The organism is Frigoribacterium sp. PhB116, assembly GCF_004364285.1.
Classification (GTDB): Bacteria; Actinomycetota; Actinomycetes; order Actinomycetales; family Microbacteriaceae; genus Frigoribacterium.
Genome location: NZ_SOBE01000002.1, coordinates 221,066 through 244,492, shown reverse-complemented (window position 1 = coordinate 244,492; position 23,427 = coordinate 221,066). Strand labels below are relative to the sequence as shown.

Below are 23,427 nucleotides of genomic sequence, written 5' to 3'. Positions count from 1 at the left end.
CGGGTCAGGAGGCGGTCTCGGCCTCGAGCCGCGCCTCCTCGGCCTCGTCGACCTCGCGCTCGAACCGGTCACGGACCAGCCGGAACCACAGGAAGATGGCGAAGCCGGCGAACACGACCCACTCGATCGCGTAGAAGACGTTCAGCCAGTTGAGCGAGCGGTCGCTCTCGGGCGCGACCGAGTCGATGGCGGCGAGGCCGTCGACCGGGTCGGCCGAGACGACGTAGCCGGAGTAGACGTCGCCGTCGAGGTCGGTCCACTCGTTGACGAGCATGGGCACCGACACGACGTTCTCGCGGCCGCCCTTGAAGTCGCCGTCGGAGGGCTGGTCGCTCGGCATGTACCGACCGGTCACGGTGACCGTCCCCGTGGGCACGGCGCGCTCGGCGGCCTCGGCGCCGCCCTCGTCGCTGCTCCAGCCGAGGGCCACGACGACCGACGACCCGTCGACGTCGTCGACGAGACGGCCGATCAGCCACGAGCCGGGGTCGCCGCCGTTGTAGCGGTCGACGACGACGCGGTAGTCGTCGGGTGCGAACTGGCCCGTGAGCGTGACCATCTGCCCGCCGACGCGGTCGTAGAACGGCGACTGCGGGTCGACGACGTCGCTGAGCACCTTGACCGTCTCGGTCCCGGGGTTGACCTCTTGCCCGCTCTCGACGCTGCGCTCGATCTGCCAGTGGCCGAGCCAGGCGAAGATGCCCGAGATGACGAGGCAGAGGGCGAGCATCGCGATCCAGCGGGGGCGCCGGGCGACCTCCCACATGGAGGCGGGCACGTCGACGTCGCGCGAGACGGGAGGGTTCTCGGTGCGGGTCACGAGCCCGATGGTACCTGCGCCCCCGCGGGAGCCTGCTGGGTGCCGACCGTGCGCCCGACCTGCATCGGGGACCGTGTCAGCGCCCGGGCCGGCAGTCGGGATCAGTACTCGGGGTCGCGCTGACGCGTGGCCCGCTGGTCGGACTGCTGACCGGCCTGGTCGGCGAGGATGGCGGCCCTGGCCCTGTCCTGCTCGTCGAGGTCGTCGTAGTCCGCGGCGTCGGCGTCGGCGTCCGCTGCTGCCTCGGCGGCGGCAGCGCGCTCGCGCGTGCCGAGCAGTGCTTCCTCGTCGTCGGCGTCCGCCCCGGCACCGCTGCCGCTGCCGTCGCCCCTGCGCGACGTGCCCGGCTCGTCCCCGGCGAGCGCCGCCTCCATCAGGGCGATCTCCTCCGAGTGGCGCGCGTCGCGCTCGAGGCGCCGGGCCTCGCTCGCCTCGCGTTCAGCCCGTCGACGGGTGCGCAGCACCACCCCGCCGATGCGCTCGGAGTTCGAGGCGAGCACCGGGCCGAGCACCGCCATGATGAGGACGTACAGCCCCGCGAACGGCTGCAGCCGCTCGTCGAGCCCTGCCCCGGCCGAGAGCGTCGCGAGGATCAGCGCGAACTCGCCCCTGTTCTGCAGGATCACGGCGGTGTTGATGCCCGCCTGCGGCCCGAGCTTGTTGAGCCAGGCGACGAACTGGCCCGCGATCACGTTCAGCGTGATCGTGATGCCCACCGCGATCGCGACGGGCCCGAGCACGCTCGGGAACAGCGACGGGTTGAGGCCGAGGCCGAAGTTGAGGAAGAAGAAGGCGCCGAAGACGTCGCGCATCGGCAAGGCGAACTGCTCGACCCTGTTGCGGTACCGCGTCGCGCCGATGATGAGGCCGATGAGGAACGCGCCGATCGCGTCCGTCACTCCGAGGATCTCGCCGAGGCCGGCGAAGAGCACGGCGAGGCCGAAGAACAGCACCGTGAAGAGCTCGTCGTCGCGCGTCCGCATCAGCTTCGACACGACGGCGCCGCCCCATCTCGCGACTGCGAACATCGCCACCAGGAACGCGAAGGCGACCACCAGCTTCAGCACGACCGGCAGCGGGTCGGTCTCGCCGCTGAGCACCACCGACACGATCGCCAGGTAGATGGCGATGAAGATGTCCTCGACGACGGTGACGCCCAGGATCATCGGCGTCTCGCGGTTCGCGAGGCGGTTCAGCTCGATCAGCAGCTTCGTGACGATGGCGCTCGACGACGTCGCCGTCATGCCGGCGATGATCAACGCCTCACGCGTGCCCCAGCCGAGCATGAAGCCGAAGACCAGTCCGACGCCCATGTTGACGGCGATGTAGCTGCCGCCCGACACGATCAGGCGACCCGCGTTCGAGAAGAACTCGTCCTGGTCGAACTCGAGGCCGAGGTTGAACAGCAACAGGATGAGCCCGAAGATCGCGATGAGCTCGATGTCGTGCGAGTCGAAGCTGATCGGGAACCAGCCGGTGTTCGTGCTCGCCAGCAGGCCGACGATCATGTAGATCGGGATGGACGGCAGGCCGATCAGCTTGCCTGCCCTGCCCAGCCCGTAGGCGATCAGCAGCAGGACGCCGAGGACGACCAGCTCCTCACCAAGGTGCACCGGCGATCAGCTCCCGGGCGGGGCGTCGACCGGGCTGCGGTGGCGCAGCTCGCCCGTGCGGTACCAGGCGAAGGCCTTGGCGACCTTCTCGGGGCTGCCGGCCACGACCAGCGTGTCGCCGGGGAACACCTTGAAGTCGCCCGACGGCGCCGGGTTCGCCGCGTCGCCCCGCACGACGGCGACGACCGTGAGGCCGACGACGCCCTTGGCGCCGAGGTCGCCGAGCGGCTGGCCGGCGATGTGGTCGTCGTAGTCGACCGTGAACCAGTCGATGCTGAGGCCGGGGATCTGGTCGAGCGCCGACAGGGACTCGGTGATGCGCGTGCCGCCGAGCAGCTCGGCGAGCGTGTGCGCCTCGTCCTCGCTGAGGCGGAGGGACACCTTCTTGACGTCCGCGCCGTCGGCGTCGTCGCTGAACGTGATCAGGTCGCTGTGGCCCGATCGGTGCGTGATGACGCCGCACTTGCCGCCGTCGTCGGTGACGAAGGTGTGCAGCACGCCCACACCGGGGAGCTTCACTCGACGCACATCAGCCATGGTCCGACTCCAGGTCACTCAGGGGCAGTCGTCTCAGCTTAGCGACGGGCACGGACGCGGACACCGGGCTGCTCATGCGGTGGACAACCCGCACCTCTCCCCCGGTGTTCCCGGAGCGACGCGGTGTTCTCGGCGGGCGGACGCAGGAGGCGCGGTGCCCGACCAGCGGGCACCGCGCCTCCTGCGACCTGGTCGCGTCGCGACCCCGTGGCGCTAGCTCGCGTGACCGCCCGGGGCGTCCGCCGACGTGTCGTCGCCGGGTGTCCCCGCGGACTCCACGACGTCCTCGCCGGGCTTCGGCGCGCCGCCCTGGTCGGCGCCGGGGACCACCATGTCGTCCTCGTCGAAGCCGAACGTGATGTCGGGCGCCTCGAGGCGGACCCGGTCGGCGGACTCGTCGTCGGGCTCGAGCTGGCTGGCGCGCTCGGCCGCGACGCGCTTGAGGTAGTTGCCGACCTCCTCCTCGGTCTCGGCGTCGGACCAGCCGAGCACCTCGGCCATCAGCTTCGCGGCGACGGGCGCGGCGGACTCGCCCCTGTCCCACGCCTCGATCGAGATGCGGGTGCGCCTCGCCAGCACGTCCTCGAGGTGGAGCGCGCTCTCGTGGCTGGCCGCGTAGACGACCTCGGCCCCGATGTAGTCGTCGGCACCCGGCAGGGGCTCGGCGAGCTCGGGACGCTCGCGCACCAGCGCGAGGACCTCGTCGGTCAGCGTGCCGTAGCGGTTCAGCAGGTGCTCGACGCGCACCCGGTGCACGCCCAGCTGCTTCGCGATCTTGCCGCGCTTGTTCCAGGCGGCGTGGTAGCCCTCGGCGCCGAGCAGCGGGATCTCCATCGTCGTGCTCTCGGGGATGCGGCCGTCGAGCGCGGCGACCGCCTCGTCGATCGCGTCCTCGGCCATCACGCGGTAGGTGGTCCACTTGCCGCCGGCGACGACCACCAGGCCGGGCACCGTGTGCGCGACGATGTGCTCACGCGACAGCTTCGACGTCTGGTCGGACTCGCCGGCCAGGAGGGGCCGGAGGCCCGCGTAGACGCCCTCGACGTCGTCGCGGGTGAGAGGCACGGCCATCACCTTGTTGACGTGCTCGAGGATGTAGTCGATGTCGGCGGCCGTCGCCGCGGGGTGGGCCTTGTCGAGGTCCCAGTCGGTGTCGGTCGTGCCGACCAGCCAGTGGCGGCCCCACGGGATGACGAACAACACGCTCTTCTCGGTGCGGAAGATCATGCCCATGTCGGAGTGGATGCGGTCGCGGGGCACCACGAGGTGCACGCCCTTCGACGCGCGGACCTTGAACTGGCCCCGCTCGCCGACCATGGCCTGGGTGTCGTCCGTCCAGACGCCGGTCGCGTTGACGACCTGCTTCGCGCGGATCTCGAAGTGCTCGCCCGTCTGGTAGTCGTGCGCCTTCACGCCGACCACGCGCTCGCCGACCTTGACGAAGCCCTCGACCCGCACGCGGCTGGCGGCGTGGGCGCCGTAGCTCGACGCCGTGCGCACGAGCGACGAGACGTAGCGGGCGTCGTCGACCTGGGCGTCGTAGTAGGTGAGGCCGCCGACGACCGCGTCCTTCGAGAGGCTCGGGATGGCGCGCAGCACCTGCGTCTTGCTGAGGTGGCGGTGGTGGGGCACCCCGGGCGGACGCCCGCCCGTCCAGCTGAAGATGTCGTACAGGGCCATGCCGGCGCCGATGTAGAAGCGCTCGTAGACCGGCTTGCTGAGGGGGTAGAGGAACCGCACGGGCTTGACGAGGTGCGGCGCGAGGCGCTGCAGCAGCAGACCGCGCTCGATCAGGGCCTCGCGCACGAGGCGGAAGTTGAGCTGCTCGAGGTAGCGGATGCCCCCGTGCACCAGCTTCGACGAACGGCTCGACGTGCCGGAGCCCCAGTCGCGGGCCTCGACGATGCCGACGTTCAGGCCCCGCGTCACCGCGTCGAGGGCGGAGCCCGCCCCGACGATGCCGCCCCCGATCACGAGGATGTCGAGCTCTTCCGTCTTCAGCGCCTCGACGGCGCGCTCGCGCTCGTCTGGCCCGAGCTTCGCGGAGCGGGATTCGGTCGCGGTCGTGGCCATGCGGTGCCTCCATCGTCGGATCGGTCGCGGGCCCGAGGACCCGTGCATGCGACCATCCAACGCCCGATCGGCTGGCAGCGCCAGGTGAGACCGGGGTGTCTGGAGAGGCGACGCCGCCTAGTGCGGCTGGTAGGGAGCGACGACGACCTCGCTGCGCTGGAACTCCTTGAGGTCGCTGTAGCCGGTCGTCGCCATCGAGCGACGGAGCGCACCGATGATGTTCGCCTGGCCGTCGACAGAGTCGGCCGGCCCGTAGAGGATCTTCTCGAGCGTGCCGACCTGGCCGACGTGGACGCGACGGCCCCGCGGCAGCTCGGGGTGGTGCGCCTCGGCGCCCCAGTGGAACCCGCCGCCGGGCACGTCGGTGGCACGCGCCAGCGCGGCCCCCAGCATGACGGCGTCGGCGCCGCAGGCCACGGCCTTCACGATGTCGCCGGAGGTGCCGAGCCCGCCGTCGGCGATGACGTGGACGTAACGTCCGCCCGACTCGTCGAGGTAGTCGCGGCGCGCACCCGCGACGTCGGCGACCGCGGTCGCCATCGGCGCGTGGATGCCCAAGGAGGCGCGGGTCGTGCTGGCGGCACCGCCGCCGAACCCGACGAGCACGCCCGCCGCGCCCGTGCGCATGAGGTGCAGCGCCGACGTGTACGTGGAGGCGCCTCCGACGATGACCGGCACGTCGAGCTCGTAGATGAACTTCTTGAGGTTGAGCGGCTCGGTCGTCTTCGACACGTGCTCGGCCGACACCGTGGTGCCGCGGATGACGAAGAGGTCGACGCCGGCGTCGACGACCGTCTGGTACAGGTCTTGCGTGCGCTGCGGGCTGAGCGAGCCGGCGACCGGCACCCCGGCCGCGCGGATCTCGGCGATGCGCGCCGTCACCAGCTCGGGCTTGATCGGCTCGGCGTAGATCTGCTGCATGCGGGCGACCGTCTCGTCCTCGGGCAGCCCGCGGATCTCGGCGAGCACCGCCTCCGGGTCGTCGTAGCGCGTCCAGACGCCCTCGAGGTCGAGGACGCCGAGGCCGCCGAGCTCGCCGATGCGGATGGCCGTCGCCGGGCTCACGACCGAGTCCATCGGCGCCGCGATGATCGGCGACTCGAAGTGGAACGCGTCGATCGACCAGCTGACGGACACGTCTCGGGGGTCGCGGGTGCGCCGGCTCGGGACGATCGCGATGTCGTCGAACGCATAGGCGCGGCGCGCGCGCTTGGAAACGCCGATCTCTACCTCAGTCACGCCGCAACCCTACCGGAGGCGCGGGCCGGCGCCCGGGGCCCGCCTGCGCCCTGTCCCGCCCCGGCGAGATAGAGCGGGCGGGTTCATCGCCGACGGGCCACTGCGACCGCCCGGTCCAGACGAACCCGCCCGTCTAGGGCCTTCGCTGCGGACGCAGCCCGGCCGCCGCCAGCCGCGCCCCGAGCCGCTCGACGTCCAGGGCGGTCGCCCAGTCCCATCGGACGAAGGAGGTCACCTCGTCCAGTCGCCGCACGGCGTCCTCCCTCTTCTTCTCGTCGATCACGACCTGGGCGGGCGTTCGTCCGGCGAGGAAGACCGGGCCCGAGTACTTGAGGTCGCCGTCGGCCTCGCCGACCGCTCCGACGTCCGGCCACCAGAAGTCGACGGTCGCCAGGTGCCTGTCCGACTGCCGGAACTCGTGCTGCAGCTCTGGATCGGGCAAGCCGAGGAGGCGCATGCCCACCCTGCTGACCGACTCCAGCGGCCGGTCGGCCAGCGGCGACGCGAAGGCCACCACGGCTTCGACCTTCCGGGCACCCCTGCGCGTGCCTCGCGATGCGAACTCGTCGACCATCTCGGCGAGCGTGACCGCGTCGGCCCGGAGCGCGTGGTCGGTCATGACGACGGAACGGGTGAACGACTCGGTCAGGCAGACGTCCACGAGGGCGACGGCGAGGGGCGTCAGGAGGAGGCCGCCCGCTTCCACCTGAGCGTCCCACGAGTGGATCCGCGCGTGCTTGACGAAGCCGTGCTCGTGCCTGCTGCCGCCAGCCGGCGGGACGAGCACGTGCACGTGGGCGGGAGGAGCCCCGACCAGGGGCATCCCGTGCAGCACCGCGGCCGACACGTGGCTGACGACCACGGGAGTCCGAGACGCTGCCGCAGCCGCTCGGATACGGAGGCGGTGGCGCTCGTCGACGCCCGCCGCAGCCCACGTCGACGTCAGCACGTACGCGCCGGGTCGCAGCCGCACGAGCTCTCCCCGTGCGCACGAGCGCCGCAGCACGGCCGGGTCCAGGCCGACCGACGACACGTGGCGGCTGAGGAGCAGTTCGTGGTGGATGATCGGACTCTGCATGACCGGCAGCCTCTGCCACCCGGGTGCGTGGCGCCTCCCCACGCGGCCCCGGCTGCGCAGTGCGCGGCGCCGTCGCTGTCTGTGGAGGGACGTTCAGCGGAGCCCCGGGGAGAACAAGGGGCGAGTTCGTCGCACACGGTCTGTCGCGACAGCCCGGCTACGACGAACTCGCCCGTTGAGGCGGGCCGGCGCTAGCGGCGGTAGTTGGGCGCCTCGACGACCATCTGCAGGTCGTGCGGGTGGCTCTCCTTGAGGCCGGCCGCCGTGATGCGGACGAACTTGCCCTTCATCTTCAGCTCGTCGACCGTGCGGCCACCCACGTAGAACATCGACTGGCGCAGCCCGCCGGTGAGCTGGTAGACGACGTTGCCGAGCGCGCCGCGGTAGGGCACCTGGCCCTCGACGCCCTCGGGGATCAGCTTGTCGTCGGTGGGCACGTCGGCCTGGAAGTACCGGTCCTTCGAGTACGACGTGTTCTTGCCGCGGGTCTGCATGGCCCCGAGCGAGCCCATGCCGCGGTAGTTCTTGAACTGCTTGCCGTTCACGAAGACGAGGTCGCCGGGGCTCTCGTCGCAGCCGGCGAGCAGCGAGCCGAGCATGACGGTGTCCGCTCCGGCGACGAGCGCCTTGGCGATGTCGCCCGAGTACTGCAGGCCGCCGTCGGCGATGACCGGCACGCCGGCCTCCCGCGCGGCGAGCGACGCCTCGTAGACGGCGGTGACCTGGGGCACGCCCACGCCCGACACGACGCGGGTGGTGCAGATCGAGCCGGGGCCCACGCCGACCTTGATGGCGTCGGCGCCGGCCTCGATGAGCGCCTCGGCGCCCGAGCGGGTCGCGACGTTGCCGCCGATGACGTCGATCGCCGCGAACGACGGGTCGGCCTTGATGCGCTTGATCATGTCGAGCTCGCCGGCGCTCTCGCCGTTGGCGGTGTCGACAACGAGCACGTCGACGCCCGCGTCGCGGAGCGCGCACGCGCGCTTCCAGGCGTCGCCGAAGAAGCCGATCGCGGCGCCGACGCGGAGACGGCCCTCGTCGTCCTTCGTGGCGTCGGGGTACTTCTCGCTCTTGTCGAAGTCCTTCACGGTGATGAGGCCGCGGAGCTTGCCCGACTCGTCGACGAGGGGCAGCTTCTCGATCTTGTGCTGGGCGAAGATCGCGACGGCGGAGTCGGGGTCGACCCCCTCGGAGGCTGTGATGAGCGGTGCCTTCGTCATGACGTCGCGCACGAACGTCGTCTGCATCTCGAACGGCGACACGAAGCGCATGTCGCGGTTGGTGATGATGCCGACGAGCGTGCCGTCGCGCTCGACGACCGGCAGGCCGGAGACGCGGAACTGGCCGCACAGGGCGTCGACCTCGGCCACGGTCGCGTCCGGCGACGTCGTGACGGGGTTGGTGATCATGCCCGACTCGCTGCGCTTGACCTTGTCGACGTGCGCAGCCTGGTCCTCGATCGAGAGGTTGCGGTGGATGATGCCGATGCCGCCCTGCCGGGCCATGGCGATCGCCATGCGCGACTCGGTGACCGTGTCCATCGCGGCGGAGAGCAGCGGGACGGCGACGCGGATGCGCTTGGTGAGGCGCGACGAGGTGTCCGCCTCGCTCGGGATCACGTCCGTGCGCCCGGGGAGGAGCATGACGTCGTCGTACGTGAGTCCGATGAATCCGAACGGATCCGGCTGGTCCATGAGTCCCCTTCGAAGGAGCGAGTGAGGTGGGAGGAGGGAGCACCGGATCGCCGTCGACTCCGGTGATCGATCTTAACCCGGCCCGCGCCTCCTGCATTCCTGCCCCTGACACGCCGGGATCCGGCCATCAGGACACGATTCGGTGACGAATTTTCGACTCTCGCCTGTGTCCTGCACGAAACACGGCCGACACACAGCGAAAGTATCTTCACCAACGACGGTGAGCCAGCGGCACCCGGGGCATCGCCCCGACTGGCACCTGTCCAGGAGGTTCCGTGAAACCCGACACGACCATCGCACCGCGCGCGCTGCGGCCTGCCCTGATCGTCACCGTCCTCGCGCTGTTGCTCGGCCTCGCCGGCTCCTTCGTCTCGGTGATGCTGGCGCCCGCCGCAGCCCACGCATCCGGCGGTGCGACCGCCTCGTGCACCGTCGACCCCGCCACCGGCTGCATCCAGGGCAGCATCCGCACCTCGGAGGGCGAGCCCGCGAGCGGGGTCGTCCTGCAGGTGGCCGGCCCCGGCGGCTTCGAGCAGACCGCGGAGGTGGACGGCACCGGCCGCTGGGCGCTGCCCGTCACCGAGGCCGGCCAGTACACGGTCACCCTCGACACCGACTCGCTGCCCGACGGCCAGTTCCTCACCAACGCGGAGCAGGACGAGCGCATGGTGAACGCCACGCTCGGCGCCAACGCGGGCGTGATCTTCCAGCTCAGCGAGACCGAGGGCGCCACCACCGGCGGCGCGCAGGCCTCGTCGTTCAGCTGGGACCGCGTCGCACAGCAGTTCGCCTCGGGCATCCGCCTCGGCCTGCTGCTCGCCCTCGCAGCCATCGGCCTCTCGCTGATCTACGGCACCACCGGCCTCAGCAGCTTCTCTCACGGCGAGCAGGTCACCCTCGGCGGGCTCCTCGCCTACGTCTTCGCGAACCAGCTCGGCATGAACATCTTCCTGGCGGCGACGCTGACGGTGGTCATCTGTGCCGCGACCGGGTTCCTGCAGGACGCCGCGATCTGGAAACCCCTGCGGAAGAAGGGGCTGAGCCTCACGCAGCTGATGATCGTCACCATCGGCCTCTCGATCGCGCTGCAGTACGCGTTCCAGTACTTCTTCGGCGCCGCGACGGTGCGCATCCAGACGGCCAACCCGACGACGATCACGCTCGCCGGGGTCACCCTGACGGTGCAGTCGTACGTGGCCATGGGCATCTCGATCGTGGTGCTCGTGCTCACCGGGCTGTTCCTCACGAAGACGCGCACCGGCCGCGCCACCCGCGCCGTCTCGGACAACCCGGCGCTGGCCGCCGCCTCCGGCATCGACGTCGACCGCATCATCCGCCTGGTCTGGACGCTGGCCGCCGGCCTCGCGGGCCTCTCCGGCGTGATGCTCGGCCTCGTGCTCAACGGCGTCAACTGGATGACCGGCCTGCAGATCCTGCTGCTCATGTTCGCGGCCGTCACGCTCGGCGGACTGGGCACCTCCTTCGGGGCGCTCGTCGGCTCGCTCATCATCGGCGTCATCGTCGAGCTCACCAACCTGGTGCTCCCGGGTGACTTCAAGTACGCCACCGCACTGCTCATCCTGATCGTCATCCTGCTGTTCCGGCCGCAGGGCATCTTCGGTCGCGCCGAGCGGATCGGTTGAGGGGAAGAACCATGGACTACGTCATCGACCTCATCCGCCAGCTCACCGGCGAGGCGCTCGCCCCGACCACCGCGGCGTTCGCGCTCGCGGCCATCGGCCTCAACATCCACTTCGGCTTCACCGGCCTCATCAACATGGGCCAGGCGGCTTTCTTGCTCGTCGGCGCCTACGGCTTCGCGATCTCGCTCGTCAACGGCCTGCCCCTCGGGCTCGCCGTGCTCATCGGCCTCGCCGGCGGTCTCGTGTTCGCGCTGATCCTCGGCGTGCCGACGCTGAAGCTCCGGGGCGACTACCTCGCCATCGTGACCATCTGCGCCGCGGAGATCATCCGCATGGTCGGCCGCTCGAGCATCCTCACCGACGTGACCGGCGGCTCCAACGGCATCACGGGCTCGTCGTACCGCGACCCGTTCACCGCCCTGTCGCCGCTGCCGGACGGCCAGACCACGATCCTGTGGTTCACCTACGACAACAACGGCGTCAACGGCTGGTGGATCCGCATCGTCGCCTGGGCGCTCGTGGCCCTGCTGTGCCTCATCGTGTTCCTGCTCAGCCGCAGCCCGTGGGGCCGCGTGCTCAAGGGCATCCGCGAGGACGAGGACGCCGTCCGCAGCCTCGGCAAGAACGTGTTCTCGTACAAGATGCAGGCGCTGGTCTTCGGAGGCGTGATCGGCTCGTTGGCGGGCATCATCTACGTGCTGCCCTCGTCGGTGCAGCCCGACGCCCTCGGCCGCTCGACGACGTTCTTCATCTGGACGGCCCTGCTGCTGGGAGGCGCCGCGACGGTGTTCGGACCGGTGCTGGGAGCGATCCTGTTCTTCGTCGTCCGCCTCCTGATCCGCACCCTGGCAGGCGACTTCATCCCGGCGAGCATCATGAGCAACCAGCAGGCGGACCAGTTCTCGTACGTCCTCGTCGGCATCGCCCTGATGTGCCTCATCATCTTCCGCCCGCAAGGGATCCTCGGGAACAAGAAGGAGTTGTCGTTCAGTGTCTGAGACGAACGCGTCGAGCACGACCTCGGCGAACACGACCGGCACCGCCGGAACGACCGGCACCGCCGGCCGTCGCGACAAGCCCGGCTACGACTACGACCGCGAGGTGCTGCGCGGCAAGCTCGGCAGCGTCGAGCGCACCCCCGGCTCGGCCAAGCCCGACTCGATCCTCACCGTCGACAACGTCGTCCGTCGCTTCGGCGGCATGACGGCCGTCGACGTGCAGCACGTCGAGGTGCAGCGCGGCGCCATCACCGCGCTGATCGGCCCGAACGGCGCCGGCAAGACGACCTTCTTCAACCTGCTCACCGGGTTCGACAAGGCGTCGTCGGCACCGACCACCTTCAACCGCGGGGCCGACACGGCCAAGTGGGTCTTCGACGGCAAGCCGATGGGCAACGTCGGCGCCGCGAAGGTCGCCCGGGCCGGCATGGTCCGCACGTTCCAGCTGACGAAGGCGCTCTCGCGCCTCACCGTCATGCAGAACATGCTGCTCGGCGCCCGCGACCAGCCCGGCGAGAACTTCTTCGTCGGCATCGTGCCGCCGCTCTGGCGGGCTCGTGAGCGCGAGATCACGATCAAGGCCGAGGACCTGCTGCACCGCTTCAAGCTGCACGAGAAGAAGGACGACTACGCGGGCAGCCTCTCCGGCGGCCAGCGCAAGCTGCTCGAGATGGCCCGCGCCCTGATGAGCGACCCCGAGATGATCATGCTCGACGAGCCGATGGCCGGCGTGAACCCGGCCCTGACGCAGTCGCTGCTCGGCCACATCCAGAGCCTGCGCGACGAGGGCACCACGGTGCTCTTCGTCGAGCACGACATGCACATGGTGCGGCACATCTCGGACTGGGTCATCGTCATGGCCGAGGGCAAGGTCGTGGCCGAGGGCCCGGCGGACACCGTCATGGACGACCAGGCCGTCATCGACGCCTACCTCGGCGCGCACCACGACACCGACCTCGGCGACGACTCACTGCTGACGGACGCGGTGCTCGAGGAGCTCGAGCAGGAGGTGGCGGCCGAGGACGCGGCCCGCGAGGGCGACGCGACGGGCGCCTCCTCGACGACCGGCTCAGGCGGCACGCCGGGGCGCGACCTGCCCGGCTCCCCCGACCCGTCGACCCCGGCGGCCACGAACGCGGCCGCCGACCAGCAGAGCGGAGACAAGCGATGAGCGCCTCGACGACCGAGATGCACCCCGGCACCGAGAAGTTCGCCGGCATCGAGCCGATCATGAACGCCAGCGACCTCACGGCGGGCTACCTGCCCGGGGTGAACATCCTCAACGGGTGCGACCTGGTCTGCTACCCCGGCGAGCTGATCGGCATCATCGGCCCGAACGGCGCCGGCAAGTCGACGCTGCTCAAGGCCCTGTTCGGCCTCGTCAAGATCCACTCGGGCAGCGTCACGCTCGGCGGCGAGGACATCACGAACCTCAAGGCCAACAAGCTCGTGCAGGCCGGCGTCGGCTTCGTGCCGCAGACGAACAACGTGTTCCCCTCGCTCACCATCGAGGAGAACCTGCAGATGGGGATGTTCCTCCGCCCCAAGCTGTTCGCCGAGCGGCTCGAGTACATCTACGACCTGTTCCCCGTGCTCGGCGACCGCCGCGGCCAGCGTGCCGGGTCGCTCTCGGGCGGTGAGCGCCAGTCGGTCGCGATGGCCCGCGCGCTGATGATGGACCCCAAGGTACTGCTGCTCGACGAGCCGTCGGCCGGCCTCTCGCCGGTGCGCCAGGACGAGACCTTCATCCGCACCCGCCGCATCAACAAGGCCGGCGTCTCGGTCATCATGGTCGAGCAGAACGCCCGCCGCTGCCTGCAGATCTGCGACCGCGGCTATGTGCTCGACCAGGGCCGCAACGCCTACTCGGGCACCGGACGCGAGCTGGCCGACGACCCCAAGGTGATCGAGCTCTACCTCGGCACCCTGGCCAAGGACATGGACTCTTGACCCTGACCTGAGCACCTTCGAAGGCCCCGCACGATCGCGTGCGGGGCCTTCGTCGTGCGTGGGGGCGGTGTGGAGGCGGGTGGGCCGGGGACGGGACCTGATGCGCCCGTGCCGCGGCGCGCCTCCTTCGCTGCACGGCGCTGCTGGTTGCTCGAGCATCGGCACCAAAGCGAGACAGATCTTCTGAGCCAGTCCCGTTGATGCTGACTCCGCAGGGTCCAGCAGCTCAGATCACTCTCAAATTACGGGCCTGCAAGGCAGAGACGAGGTGCGGGGCGGCCCCGAGGAGGCGCACGAGACCCGGGCGCACCACGCATCGTCCAGGACCCCCGCGGCGCCCCGGCACGCCGGCACATCATGGACACGGTGACGCCGCCGGGCACGCACAGCCCCTGGGCACGCAGAGAGGCCCCGGTGCCGCAGCACCGGGGCCTCTCCGTCAGGCAGGGGCCGTGTTACTCGACCTGGCCCTCGACCGCCGTCTGGTAGACGGGGACGTTGTTGTCGTCGAACTTGTAGATGCCGATGAAGGCGCTCGACGGGTCGTTCTGGTCGTCGAACGCACCGATGCCCGAGGGGCCGGTGTAGTGGATGTCGTCGCCGGCCTCGATGGCCGTGACGCACTCCGCGAACGTGGTGCACTCGGTGCCCTCGTCAGCACCGGACACCGCGGCCATGTTGGCCTGGATGGTGCCCGAGTCCGTGCCCCCGCCCTTCACCGCGGCGAGCGCGGCGAGGATGACGGCGTCGTAGGACTCCTGTGCGTACGAGTAGTCGGCCAGGGCCGAGCCCGCGGTGCGCTGGTAGTACTCGGCGAAGCGCGACTGCAGGTCGGTCGACGGGAACGCACCGGGGATGGTGCCCTGGGCGCCGGCGAGGGTGCCCGGGTCGAAGTCCTCGCTGTAGTCGGCCGTGTTGCCGTCCGACATGTAGACCGTGCTGATGTCGGCGCCCTGCGAGATGAGCTCGGGGACGATCGACTTGGTCTCGTCGAAGGCGAGGATGACGATCGCGTCGGGGTTCGTGGCCAGCGCGGCCGTCACCTCGGACGAGAACGTGGTCTGGCCGGGGGGGAACTCCTGGCCCTCGCCGGACGCGCCGTAGACGACGGTGCCGCCCGAGGCCTCGATCGACTCCTGGACGGAGTCGCGCAGGCCGGTGCCGTAGGTGTCGTTGAAGACGAGGAACGCGACGTTGGCACGGCCGTCGTTGACGATCTGCGTGCCGAGCGCGCTGCCCTGGACCGAGTCCGGCGGAGCGGTGCGGAAGTAGTACGACGAGTAGCCGCTGAGCGAGGTCGCCGTGTTGGCGGGCGAGATCTCGACGATGCAGGCGGCGGTGAGCTGGTCGATGACGTTGAGCGTGACGCTCGACGACTCGGCGCCGATCGCGACCGGCACCTTCGCGTCGATCAGCTGCGTCGCTGCGGCGCTCGAGACGGTGAGGTCGTTGCTGTCGCCGGAGTCGGTCGCGGGGTCGATCGTGACGTCCTGGCCAAGCACGCCGCCGGCGGCGTTGATGTCCTCGACGGCGAGGCCGACGCCGGCCTCGGCGGGCGGGGCCAGGTAGGCGAGCGTGCCCGTGTTCGGCAGGATGGTGCCGATGCGGAGGGCGTCCTGGCCGGGGCTGCTGGGCGCCTCGCAGGAGGCCGCGGGGTCGGCCTTGGTCGTCGACGACGCGGACGACGAGGGGTCGTCGGTCGAGGAAGAAGTGGTGGAACAGGCTGCGAGCAGAACGGAGGCGGCTCCTGCGAGCGCCAGGGCCCTCAGCCCTTTGGTGGATCGGATCATCCGTGGTCCCTTTCATGAAGCGCGTACAGCCGGACCGACACTAGGTGGACGGTCCCCGCGATTGAGAAGAAACTAGGGGCGGAATGTTTCCTGCGTGTGTTCTCCCGGTCACCCTGCCGTTTCGTTAGCAATTCGTGACATCGACTCAGCACCTGCCGCGCGGTCGCCCGCAGGGCCGGCGTCACGCCCGCCGGCAGGGTCGGGAGCCAGTGCCGCAGCACGGTCGGCCTCGCGGCCTCGGGCGCGGCTCCTCCGGCTCGTCACGACCATGTCGGTCGTGAGCACTACCAGCGCGACCCACACGATGGCGAACCCGATCCACCGGCTCGTCGGCATCTCCTCGCGCAGCAGCACGACCCCGACGACGAACTGCAGCACGGGCGCGAGGTACTGCGTCAGCCCGATGGTCGCCAGCGGCAACCGACGTGCGGCGGCGGCGAAGAGCAGGAGCGGCACTGCCGTCACGATCCCCGAGCTGATCACCGTCAGCGTGTGCACCAGGCTGACGGAGCCGAACACGACGCCCCCGCCGATGCCCGTGACGGCCAGCACGACGAGCGCGACCGCCGCGAACGGCGCGACCGCCATCGTCTCGAGGGTCAGCCCGCTGACGGCGTCGACCTTGCCGCCCATCTGCTTCTTCACGAGCCCGTAGGCCCCGAACGAGAAGGCCATGATCAGCGACGGCCACGGCACCCCGCCCGTGCCCATCGTGATGACGACGACGGCCACGGCGCTCAGGCCGATCGCGACCCACTGCACCGGCCGGAGGCGCTCGCGCAGCACCAGCACCGCGAGCAGCACCGTGACGATCGGGTTGATGAAGTAGCCGAGGGCAGCCTCGACCACGTGCCCGGCCAGGGTCGCGACGATGAAGGTCGTCCAGTTGACGACGATGAGAACGCCCGCCAGCGCCATGGTGCCGACGACGCGACCCTGGCGCAGCAGGGCGAGGAACGCCGGGAACCCGCGGGTGACGGCGAGCAGCACGACGCAGAAGGCGAGGGAGAACAGGATGCGCCACGAGACGATCTCGAACGGCCCCGAGGGCGACATGAGCAGGAAGAACACCGGCAGCACGCCCCAGAGGCCGTACGCGCTGACGGCGTAGGCGAGGCCGCCCGACGAGGAGGTGCGGGTGCGGGTCACGAGAGCGCTCTGCGGTTCACGGGACGACTCTAGGGCGGGCCGCCGTCGTCGGACACGGCCACTCCTGCCACGCTGGCTCGCTCCACTGCCGTTCCCGGCCGGGGACGACGAAGGCCCCCGCCTGGGCGGGGGCCTCCGCGTGGAGCAGGTGCGTCGTCTGCCTAGCGGACGATGACGGCGAGGACGTCGCGCGCCGAGAGGACGAGGTAGTCCTCGCCGGCGTACTTGACCTCGGTGCCGCCGTACTTGCTGTAGATGACCTTGTCGCCGACGGCGACGTCGAGCGGCACGCGGTTGCCGTTGTCGTCGATGCGACCCGGTCCGACCGCCACGACCTCGCCCTCCTGGGGCTTCTCCTTGGCGGTGTCGGGGATCACGAGGCCGGAAGCCGTGGTCTGCTCGGCTTCGACCTGCTGGATGACGATGCGATCTTCGAGCGGCTTGATGGAGACCGACACGGTTGACCTCTGCTTTCTCGGAACTTCGTAGAACGTGGGCTGGCACTTGCCACGTGCGAGTGCCAGAACAACTGTAGAGCCGAACTGGCACTCGGTCAATCCGAGTGCCAGAGTCGGTCGGCGATGGGCGAGACTGGTGCCATGGACACTGCTGAGCTCCTCGACGTGCTCTCGCCCGAGGGGCTCCGACTGCTCGACTCGCTCCCGCCGTGGAGCGCGTCCGACGACGTCGTCGGCGCCGTCGCGGCGCTCCGCCGGCAGGGCCACTCGCCCTCCCTGGTCGCGGCCGTGCTGAGCCAGTCCCGGCTCCGGGCCAAGGCCGTCACGAAGTTCGGCGACTTCGCCAGCCGCATGCTCTTCACCGAGGCCGGTCTCGAGCAGGCCACGCGCCTCCCCGTCGCCGCCCGCCACGCCGGCCGCTACCGGGCCGCCGGGCTCGGCAGCGTCGCCGACCTCGGCTGCGGCATCGGCGGCGACGCGCTCGCGCTGGCCGCCCTCGAGCTCGACGTGCTGGCGGTCGACCGCGACGAGGTCACCGCGGCCGTCGCCTCCTACAACCTCGCGCCCTGGGCTTCGTCGCGCGTCGTCCAGGGCGACGCCGCGACGGTCGACGTCGGCGACGTCGAGGGCGTGTTCCTCGACCCGGCCCGCCGCACGGCCGGCCACGCCGCGACGAGGCGGCTGGCCGACCCGGCCGACTGGTCGCCCTCGCTCGACGTCGCGTTCGGCTGGGCCGAGCGCCTGCCCACCGGGGTCAAGCTCGGCCCCGGCGTCGACCGCGAGCTGCTGCCCGCCGACGCCGAGTGCCAGTGGATCTCGGTCGACCGCGAGGTGGTCGAGGTCGGCGTCTGGTTCGGGCCGCTCGCCCGCCCCGGCGTGGGCAGGGCCGCGCTCGTCGTGGGAGCGCACGGCACGGCCGAGCTGACCGCGCCCGCCGACTCCGACGACGTCGAGGTCGGCGAGCTCGGCGAGTACCTCTACGAGCCCGACGGAGCCGTCATCCGCGCCCGGCTGATCGGCGACCTGGCTCGGCGGCTCGGTGCCCGCACGCTCAGCCGGGACATCGCGTGGCTCACCTCCGACGAGGCGGTCGAGACGCCGTTCGCCCAGGTGTTCCGCGTCGTCGAGACGTTCCCGCTCGACGAGAAGACCCTGAAGCGCGAGCTGCGCACCCGGGGCATCGGCCGGCTCGAGATCAAGAAGCGCGGCGTCGACGTCGACCCCGCGGCGTTCCGCAAGCGGCTGTCGCTGCAGGGCACGCACGCCGCGACCCTGGTGCTGACCCGGGTGGCCGGTCGCCACACCGCGCTGCTCTGCGAGCGCGTCTGACGACTGGCCGCCCACGCGGCCGGTCGTCCTGACGGCCCGCCGCCCGGACGACCTGCCCCTCTGACGACCTGCCCCCGGAGGCGCGGGTCAGGACTGCCCGTACCCGCCGTCGAACGTGCCGGACGACCCGCCGGGCATGCTCGCGAAGAAGACGATCAGCCCGATCCAGATGACCACCGCGAGGGCGATGCCCGCGTAGCCGACGATGAGGCCCGGCAGCCAGAGCTTGCGCGACTGCCGCTCACGCCGGCCGGCGATGTGGCCGAGCACGACCGCCGCGATCGAGAACACGACGCCGCCGCCGAAGGTGACGATGACCCCGAGGAACCCGACGATCGACGCGACGAGCGACAGGATGCTGAGGACGCTCGAGGGCTTCGTGGCACCCGCCGAGGCGTAGGGCGAGTACGCCGCGCCGTACTGCTGCTGCGGGGCGCCGTACTGCTGCGGCGGCGCTCCGTAGGGCTGCTGCGGGGGCACGCCGTACTGCTGCTGAGTCGCGCCGTACTGCTGCTGCGCGGGAGCACCGTACTGCTGCGGGGGCACGCCGTACTGCTGCTGCTGTGGGCCGCCGTAGGGCTGCTGCCCCTGCTGGCCCGGCTGGCCGTAGACGGGCCGAGGCGGAGCCTGCGGCGCACCGTACGGAGCCGACGCCGGAGGCTGCGGCGCACCGTACGGAGCCGACGCCGGAGGCTGCGGCGCACCATACGGAGCCGACGCCGGAGGCTGCGGCGCACCATACGGAGCCGACACCGGAGGCTGCGGCGCACCATACGGAGCCGACGCCGGAGGCTGCGGCGGGGACGACGCGGCGCCCGGTGCGACGAACGGGTGGTGCGAGGGCTGGGGCGCGGGCGGCTGCGAGGCGGCGCCGGGGAAGGCGGTGGGCGGCAGCGGCGGCGACGAAGCGGGTCGGTCGTGGTCGCCCGACGAGGCAGATGCGTGCTCGCCCGACGGGGCGGGCGCGGGAGACGAGCCGGGTGCCGGCTGCTCGGTGTTCGGGTCGTCGGTGGCCATGAGGAGCCTTTCGCGTGCGGGGCTGCTGCGGACGAGTCGTGCGGTCGGCACGCTCAGGATGCGGGAACGGGGCCCGCGCCGGTGAGCGCGGACCCCGTCATGCTATCCACCGAGTCGAGGAGGACGGCTGGTCACCTCGGCGGCGGGCTGGCGACCCGCACGGTGGCTAGTAGTTGCTGTACTCGCCGAAGCCTTCCGCGGAGCCGACGGCGAAGATGAAGACGAAGAAGACGATCGCGAGGATGATGCCCAGCGCGATCGCGGCGTAGCCGAGGATCGTGCCCCACAGCGCCATGCTGCGGCCCTCTTCGCCGGTCTTCTTGATCTGGCTCAGCGAGATGTGGCCGACGACGATGGCGCCGATGCTGGCGATGCCCGTGAAGAAGCCGGCGATGCCGAGGATCAGGGCGACGAGGGCGAGCGAGTTGCGCTGGGCCGGGGCGCCGTAGCCGCCGTTCGGCGCCGGGGGCGCCTGGTACGGGTTCTGCTGGTAGGCGTCCTGCTGGTAGGGCTGGCCCTGGGGGGCCGGGTTCTGGTCGGTCATGTCCGGGGTCTCCTTGGTCGTGAGGCCCCCACCTTAGCGTGGGGGGCCAGCGGCGGCTCGGCAGCGCACGGGGGCTGTGGACGGCCGAGGCGCGGTGCGCGTCAGACCTGGACGACCGTCACCGGCAGCGTGGAGTCCGCCCCGAAGTCGAGCGGCGACGGCGCCCGCCCCCGGGAGACGAGCTGTGCGCCGAGGGCCGCGATCATGGCGCCGTTGTCGGTGCAGAGCGACAGGGGCGGCACGCGCAGCTCCACTCCGGCTGCTGCGCAGCGCTCCTCCGCGAGCTGCCGCACCCGGGCGTTGGCGACGACTCCCCCGCCGAGCAGCAGGCGCGGCACGCCGAGCTCGGCGCACGCGTCGAGCGCCTTCGTGAGCAGGACGTCGGCGACCGCCTCGCGGAAGCTGGCCGCCACGTCGGCGACCGGCACCTCCTGCCCCTCGTCGCGGCGGCGCTCGACCCACCGGGCGACGGCGGTCTTGAGCCCCGAGAACGAGAAGTCCCAGCGGTGGGCCGCCCTGTCCTTCGGCAGGGTGAGGCCGCGGGGGAACCGGATCGCGGCCGGGTCTCCCCCGACGGCGACGCGGTCGATGTGCGGCCCGCCCGGATAGGGCAGGCCGAGCAGACGGGCGACCTTGTCGAAGGCCTCGCCCGCCGCGTCGTCGATGGTCTCGCCGAGCAGCTCGACGTCGTCGACGAGGTCGCGCACGTGCAGCAACGAGGTGTGGCCGCCCGAGACGAGCAGGGCGACGGTCGGCAGCTCGAGGTCGCTGCCGTCGTCGCGCAGCACGTCGGCGCCGACGTGCCCGACGAGGTGGTTCACGGCGTAGAGGGGCTTGCCGGTGGCCAGCGCGAGCGCCTTGGCCGCGCCGACCCCGACCATGAGGGCGCCGGCCAGCCCGGGGCCGCTCGTGACGGCGATCGCGTCGACCTCGTCGAGCGTCAGCCCGGCCTCGGCGAGCGCCGCGCGCAGGGCGGGCTCCATCGCGTCGAGGTGGGCGCGGGCGGCGACCTCGGGCACGACGCCGCCGTAGCGGGCGTGCTCGTCCATCGACGACGAGATGACGTTGGCGAGCAGCTCGGTGCCGCGCACGATGCCGACCCCGGTCTCGTCGCAGCTCGTCTCGATGCCGAGCACGACGGGGCCACGGCCCACGTCGGCGACCCGGACGGCGCCGGTCGAGGAGGCGGTGGTCTCGGTCACGACAGGGGCTCGCTCTCGCTCGTCTCGGGCACGACGACCGCGGGCGCCGTCGAGGGCACGACCGCGGGCTCCGTCACGGGCCCCGCCGGCTCGGTCGTCGTCGCCGGCACCCGCAGCCGCATGACGACCGCGTCGACGGCGTCGGGCATGTAGTAGCGGGGGCGCACGGCGATCGCCTCGAAGCCGAGCGACTCGTAGAGGCTCTGCGCCCCGGGGTTGTCGGCACGCACCTCGAGGAACACCTCGCGGACGCCCCGTCGCCGGGCCTCCGCGATCATCTGGCCCATGAGCGCACGTCCGAGCCCCGAGCGTCGAGCCTCGGGCAGCACGGCGATGGTCTGGACGTCGGCGTCGGGAGCGCCGGGCAAGACCATGAGCCCGCTGTAACCCACGATGCGGGTGTCATCGGCGTCGGGCGTGGCGACCAGGTAGAAGCCGTCGCGGGAGGCGAGCTCGTGCGCCATCCCCTCGCTCGACCAGGCGTCGTTCACGAAGACCGACGTCTCGATCGCCATGACGGCGTCGAGGTCGTCCACGGAGGCGCGTCGCAGCCGGAAGCTCACTGGCTGACCGTCTTCGGCCGGGCCGCCGGCGTCACGTCAGGCTCGCGCAGGTAGAGCGGAGCCGCGTCGGCGAACGGCCGGCCGTGCTCGAAGAGCCGCTCGGCCAGCATGCCGAGCGCACCGGCCGAGACGACGGTGTCGTCGGGATCGGTGCGGGGCCAGGCCGAGGAGGCGCCGGTCGCGTCGTCGAGGAGCGCCGGCACCACGAGCGCCGGCCCCCCGACGGACACGGGGAGGCCGTCGTCGTCGAGGCCCGACCACGCCGTCCAGGCCACCTCACGCCGGCGCGCGTCGGTGACGACCACGAGCGGGGAGTCGAGGCGACCGCCCGCGTCGGAGACCGATCTGCCGGCCGCGGCGCTGAGGCGCTCGAAGGCGACCGCGTCGTGGCTGCCGACGGCGAGGCAGGGCACCCCGGCGCCGAACGCGTAGGCCCGGGCGGCGACGATGCCGACCCGGAGACCGGTGAACGGGCCGGGCCCGACGCCCGCGACGACCGCGCTGAGGTCGCGCGGGACGACGCCGGCCTCGGTCGTGACGGCCTCGATCAGCGTGCCGATCACCTCGGCGTGCCGACGCGTGTCGGCGACCGACCGCTCGGCGAGGACCCCGCCGTCGCGGTCGACGACGGCGACGGCCGTGCCGGCGGAGGTGTCGATGGCCAGGATCACGAGGTCAATCGTAGGCGGTGCCGCCGACGCGGCCCGCGCCTCCTCGTCTCGGATCGGACGCCCCGCGGGCCAGGACTCAGGACGACGACCGCGACGGTTCCTGAACCGTGCACGGCTCAGGACCGCGAGTCCCTCCCCCGCGCGGATCAGGACGGATGTTCCTGGATGAGGAGAGGGACGGCCGGTCAGCGGTGCTGCGAGAGCAGCGCGAGCACGTCCGTGTGGCGCCCCTCGGCCTCGGCGTCGCGGAGGAACCGCACGCGCCGCACGAGCACCTCCTCGACGTCGGGCTGCTGCTCGAGGATCTGCACGGTCTCGTCGAGGAACTCGTCGAGCGGCATGGCCGACTCGTCGTCCTGCTGGCCCATCAGCGTCGTCTGGACGGCCGGCGGCACGAGCTCGACGACCTGCAGGGGCGTGTCGGCCCACTGCACGCGGAGGCTCTGGGTGAACGAGTGCACCGCGGCCTTCGTGGCGGAGTAGGTCGGCGTCACGGGCAGGGGCACGAACGCCAGGCCCGACGAGACCGTCATCAGCACGCCGTCCGGCTTGGCCGCGAGCCAGGGGCCGAACGCGGCGGCGGTGCGGATCGTGCCGAGCAGGTTCGTCGTGACGATCGACTCGGCGACGTCGAGGTGCGCAGGGTCACGGAGGTCCTCGGGGAGCATGATGCCCGCCATCGTCACGACGACGTCGAGGCCGGGGTGCTCGCGGGTGACCGTCTCGAAGGCCGAGCGGATCGACTCGGGGTCGGCGACGTCGAGCTCGACGGCGTGCACGCCGGGGTGCGTCGCGACGATCTGGTCGAGCAGCGCACGGCGGCGTCCCGCGACGATCACGGTGTCGCCGCGGGCGCTCAGGCGCTCGGCGAGGCCGAGGCCGATGCCCGATGTGGCGCCGGTGATCAGGACGGTGTTCCCGGTGGTCTTCATGGTGTCTCCTCGATCGTGTGGGCCGTCGGTCTCGTCCGGCGGCGTCGGGGCCCGGGGCCCCGTCGCAGCCCAGCCTGCGCCGCGCCTCCCCGCCCGGGAAGGGAGCGCCCATCGGGGGAGCGCCGGT

The 23,427-nt window shown here is 71.5% G+C and carries 21 protein-coding genes; 5 read left to right on the top strand and 16 right to left on the bottom strand.

Going from position 1 to position 23,427, the window contains the following annotated elements:
* Positions 1–4: 4 nt before the first annotated feature.
* The 7 genes from EDF20_RS07600 to guaB form a co-directional block, all read right to left on the bottom strand.
* Positions 5–820 carry an SURF1 family cytochrome oxidase biogenesis protein gene (locus tag EDF20_RS07600; protein ID WP_133738252.1) on the bottom strand — a complete coding sequence of 272 codons (816 nt, stop codon included), beginning with the start codon at positions 818–820 and terminating at the stop codon, positions 5–7.
* Between the two features lie 101 nt (positions 821–921).
* The gene (locus EDF20_RS07595) at positions 922–2,433 is read right to left on the bottom strand and encodes a cation:proton antiporter (RefSeq protein WP_123547735.1); all 1,512 of its coding nucleotides are present in this window, start codon (positions 2,431–2,433) and stop codon (positions 922–924) included.
* Positions 2,434–2,439: 6 nt separating this feature from the next.
* Positions 2,440–2,952: a TrkA C-terminal domain-containing protein gene (locus tag EDF20_RS07590; RefSeq protein ID WP_233569095.1), complete on the bottom strand. Its 513-nt coding sequence runs from the start codon at positions 2,950–2,952 to the stop codon at positions 2,440–2,442.
* 231 nt (positions 2,953–3,183) lie between these two features.
* A complete protein-coding gene (locus tag EDF20_RS07585; RefSeq protein ID WP_123547733.1) occupies positions 3,184–5,043 on the bottom strand; it encodes a glycerol-3-phosphate dehydrogenase/oxidase in 1,860 nt (619 codons plus the stop codon).
* 117 nt (positions 5,044–5,160) lie between these two features.
* Entirely contained in the window at positions 5,161–6,282 is a 1,122-nt protein-coding gene (locus tag EDF20_RS07580) for a GuaB3 family IMP dehydrogenase-related protein (RefSeq protein WP_123547732.1), read from the bottom strand.
* 133 nt (positions 6,283–6,415) lie between these two features.
* Complete coding sequence (locus EDF20_RS07575; protein ID WP_133738251.1) at positions 6,416–7,360, bottom strand: hypothetical protein; 945 nt, start codon at positions 7,358–7,360, stop codon at positions 6,416–6,418.
* A 191-nt stretch (positions 7,361–7,551) separates the two neighbouring features.
* Positions 7,552–9,054 (bottom strand): IMP dehydrogenase, encoded by a 1,503-nt coding sequence (gene guaB, locus EDF20_RS07570; protein WP_123547730.1) that lies wholly within the window; start codon positions 9,052–9,054, stop codon positions 7,552–7,554.
* Between the two features lie 275 nt (positions 9,055–9,329).
* Here guaB and EDF20_RS07565 point away from each other — a divergent pair, with 275 nt between their 5' ends.
* The 4 genes from EDF20_RS07565 (at position 9,330) to EDF20_RS07550 (ending at position 13,645) form a co-directional block, all read left to right on the top strand.
* The gene (locus EDF20_RS07565; RefSeq protein ID WP_233569094.1) at positions 9,330–10,697 is read left to right on the top strand and encodes a branched-chain amino acid ABC transporter permease; all 1,368 of its coding nucleotides are present in this window, start codon (positions 9,330–9,332) and stop codon (positions 10,695–10,697) included.
* 11 nt (positions 10,698–10,708) lie between these two features.
* A complete protein-coding gene (locus EDF20_RS07560; RefSeq protein ID WP_123547729.1) occupies positions 10,709–11,695 on the top strand; it encodes a branched-chain amino acid ABC transporter permease in 987 nt (328 codons plus the stop codon).
* 103 nt (positions 11,696–11,798) lie between these two features.
* Positions 11,799–12,866, top strand: a complete 1,068-nt coding sequence (locus EDF20_RS07555) for an ABC transporter ATP-binding protein (RefSeq protein WP_133738708.1) — start codon at positions 11,799–11,801, stop codon at positions 12,864–12,866.
* The gene (locus tag EDF20_RS07550) at positions 12,863–13,645 is read left to right on the top strand and encodes an ABC transporter ATP-binding protein (RefSeq protein WP_199732417.1); all 783 of its coding nucleotides are present in this window, start codon (positions 12,863–12,865) and stop codon (positions 13,643–13,645) included. Before EDF20_RS07555 ends, EDF20_RS07550 begins: the two co-directional genes overlap by 4 nt.
* Before the next feature lie 455 nt (positions 13,646–14,100).
* On the opposite strand, the gene EDF20_RS07545 is transcribed toward EDF20_RS07550, so the two are convergent.
* The 3 genes from EDF20_RS07545 to groES all read right to left on the bottom strand — a co-directional run bounded on the left by EDF20_RS07545 (position 14,101) and on the right by groES (position 17,042).
* Positions 14,101–15,435: an ABC transporter substrate-binding protein gene (locus EDF20_RS07545; RefSeq protein ID WP_123547728.1), complete on the bottom strand. Its 1,335-nt coding sequence runs from the start codon at positions 15,433–15,435 to the stop codon at positions 14,101–14,103.
* A 108-nt stretch (positions 15,436–15,543) separates the two neighbouring features.
* Positions 15,544–16,584, bottom strand: coding sequence for an EamA family transporter RarD (gene rarD, locus EDF20_RS07540; RefSeq protein WP_133738250.1), 1,041 nt, complete (start codon positions 16,582–16,584; stop codon positions 15,544–15,546).
* Between the two features lie 161 nt (positions 16,585–16,745).
* A complete protein-coding gene (gene groES / locus EDF20_RS07535) occupies positions 16,746–17,042 on the bottom strand; it encodes a co-chaperone GroES (protein ID WP_123355202.1) in 297 nt (98 codons plus the stop codon).
* Between the two features lie 141 nt (positions 17,043–17,183).
* Here groES and EDF20_RS07530 point away from each other — a divergent pair, with 141 nt between their 5' ends.
* Complete coding sequence (locus tag EDF20_RS07530) at positions 17,184–18,371, top strand: SAM-dependent methyltransferase (RefSeq protein ID WP_123547726.1); 1,188 nt, start codon at positions 17,184–17,186, stop codon at positions 18,369–18,371.
* Between the two features lie 87 nt (positions 18,372–18,458).
* Here the strand turns inward: EDF20_RS07530 and EDF20_RS15670 are convergent, their stop codons facing one another.
* From EDF20_RS15670 to EDF20_RS07500, 6 genes are all read right to left on the bottom strand, one after another.
* The gene (locus EDF20_RS15670; RefSeq protein ID WP_166644776.1) at positions 18,459–18,917 is read right to left on the bottom strand and encodes a DUF4190 domain-containing protein; all 459 of its coding nucleotides are present in this window, start codon (positions 18,915–18,917) and stop codon (positions 18,459–18,461) included.
* A gap of 637 nt (positions 18,918–19,554) precedes the next feature.
* Positions 19,555–19,932, bottom strand: coding sequence for a DUF4190 domain-containing protein (locus EDF20_RS07520; protein WP_123547724.1), 378 nt, complete (start codon positions 19,930–19,932; stop codon positions 19,555–19,557).
* Positions 19,933–20,033: 101 nt separating this feature from the next.
* Positions 20,034–21,068, bottom strand: coding sequence for a tRNA (adenosine(37)-N6)-threonylcarbamoyltransferase complex transferase subunit TsaD (tsaD, locus tag EDF20_RS07515; protein ID WP_208292622.1), 1,035 nt, complete (start codon positions 21,066–21,068; stop codon positions 20,034–20,036).
* Between the two features lie 62 nt (positions 21,069–21,130).
* Positions 21,131–21,697 carry a ribosomal protein S18-alanine N-acetyltransferase gene (gene rimI, locus EDF20_RS07510; protein WP_133738248.1) on the bottom strand — a complete coding sequence of 189 codons (567 nt, stop codon included), beginning with the start codon at positions 21,695–21,697 and terminating at the stop codon, positions 21,131–21,133.
* Positions 21,694–22,368, bottom strand: a complete 675-nt coding sequence (gene tsaB / locus EDF20_RS07505) for a tRNA (adenosine(37)-N6)-threonylcarbamoyltransferase complex dimerization subunit type 1 TsaB (RefSeq protein WP_133738247.1) — start codon at positions 22,366–22,368, stop codon at positions 21,694–21,696. Before tsaB ends, rimI begins: the two co-directional genes overlap by 4 nt.
* A gap of 185 nt (positions 22,369–22,553) precedes the next feature.
* Positions 22,554–23,300, bottom strand: coding sequence for an SDR family NAD(P)-dependent oxidoreductase (locus tag EDF20_RS07500; protein WP_133738246.1), 747 nt, complete (start codon positions 23,298–23,300; stop codon positions 22,554–22,556).
* Between the last annotated feature and the right edge of the window lie 127 nt (positions 23,301–23,427).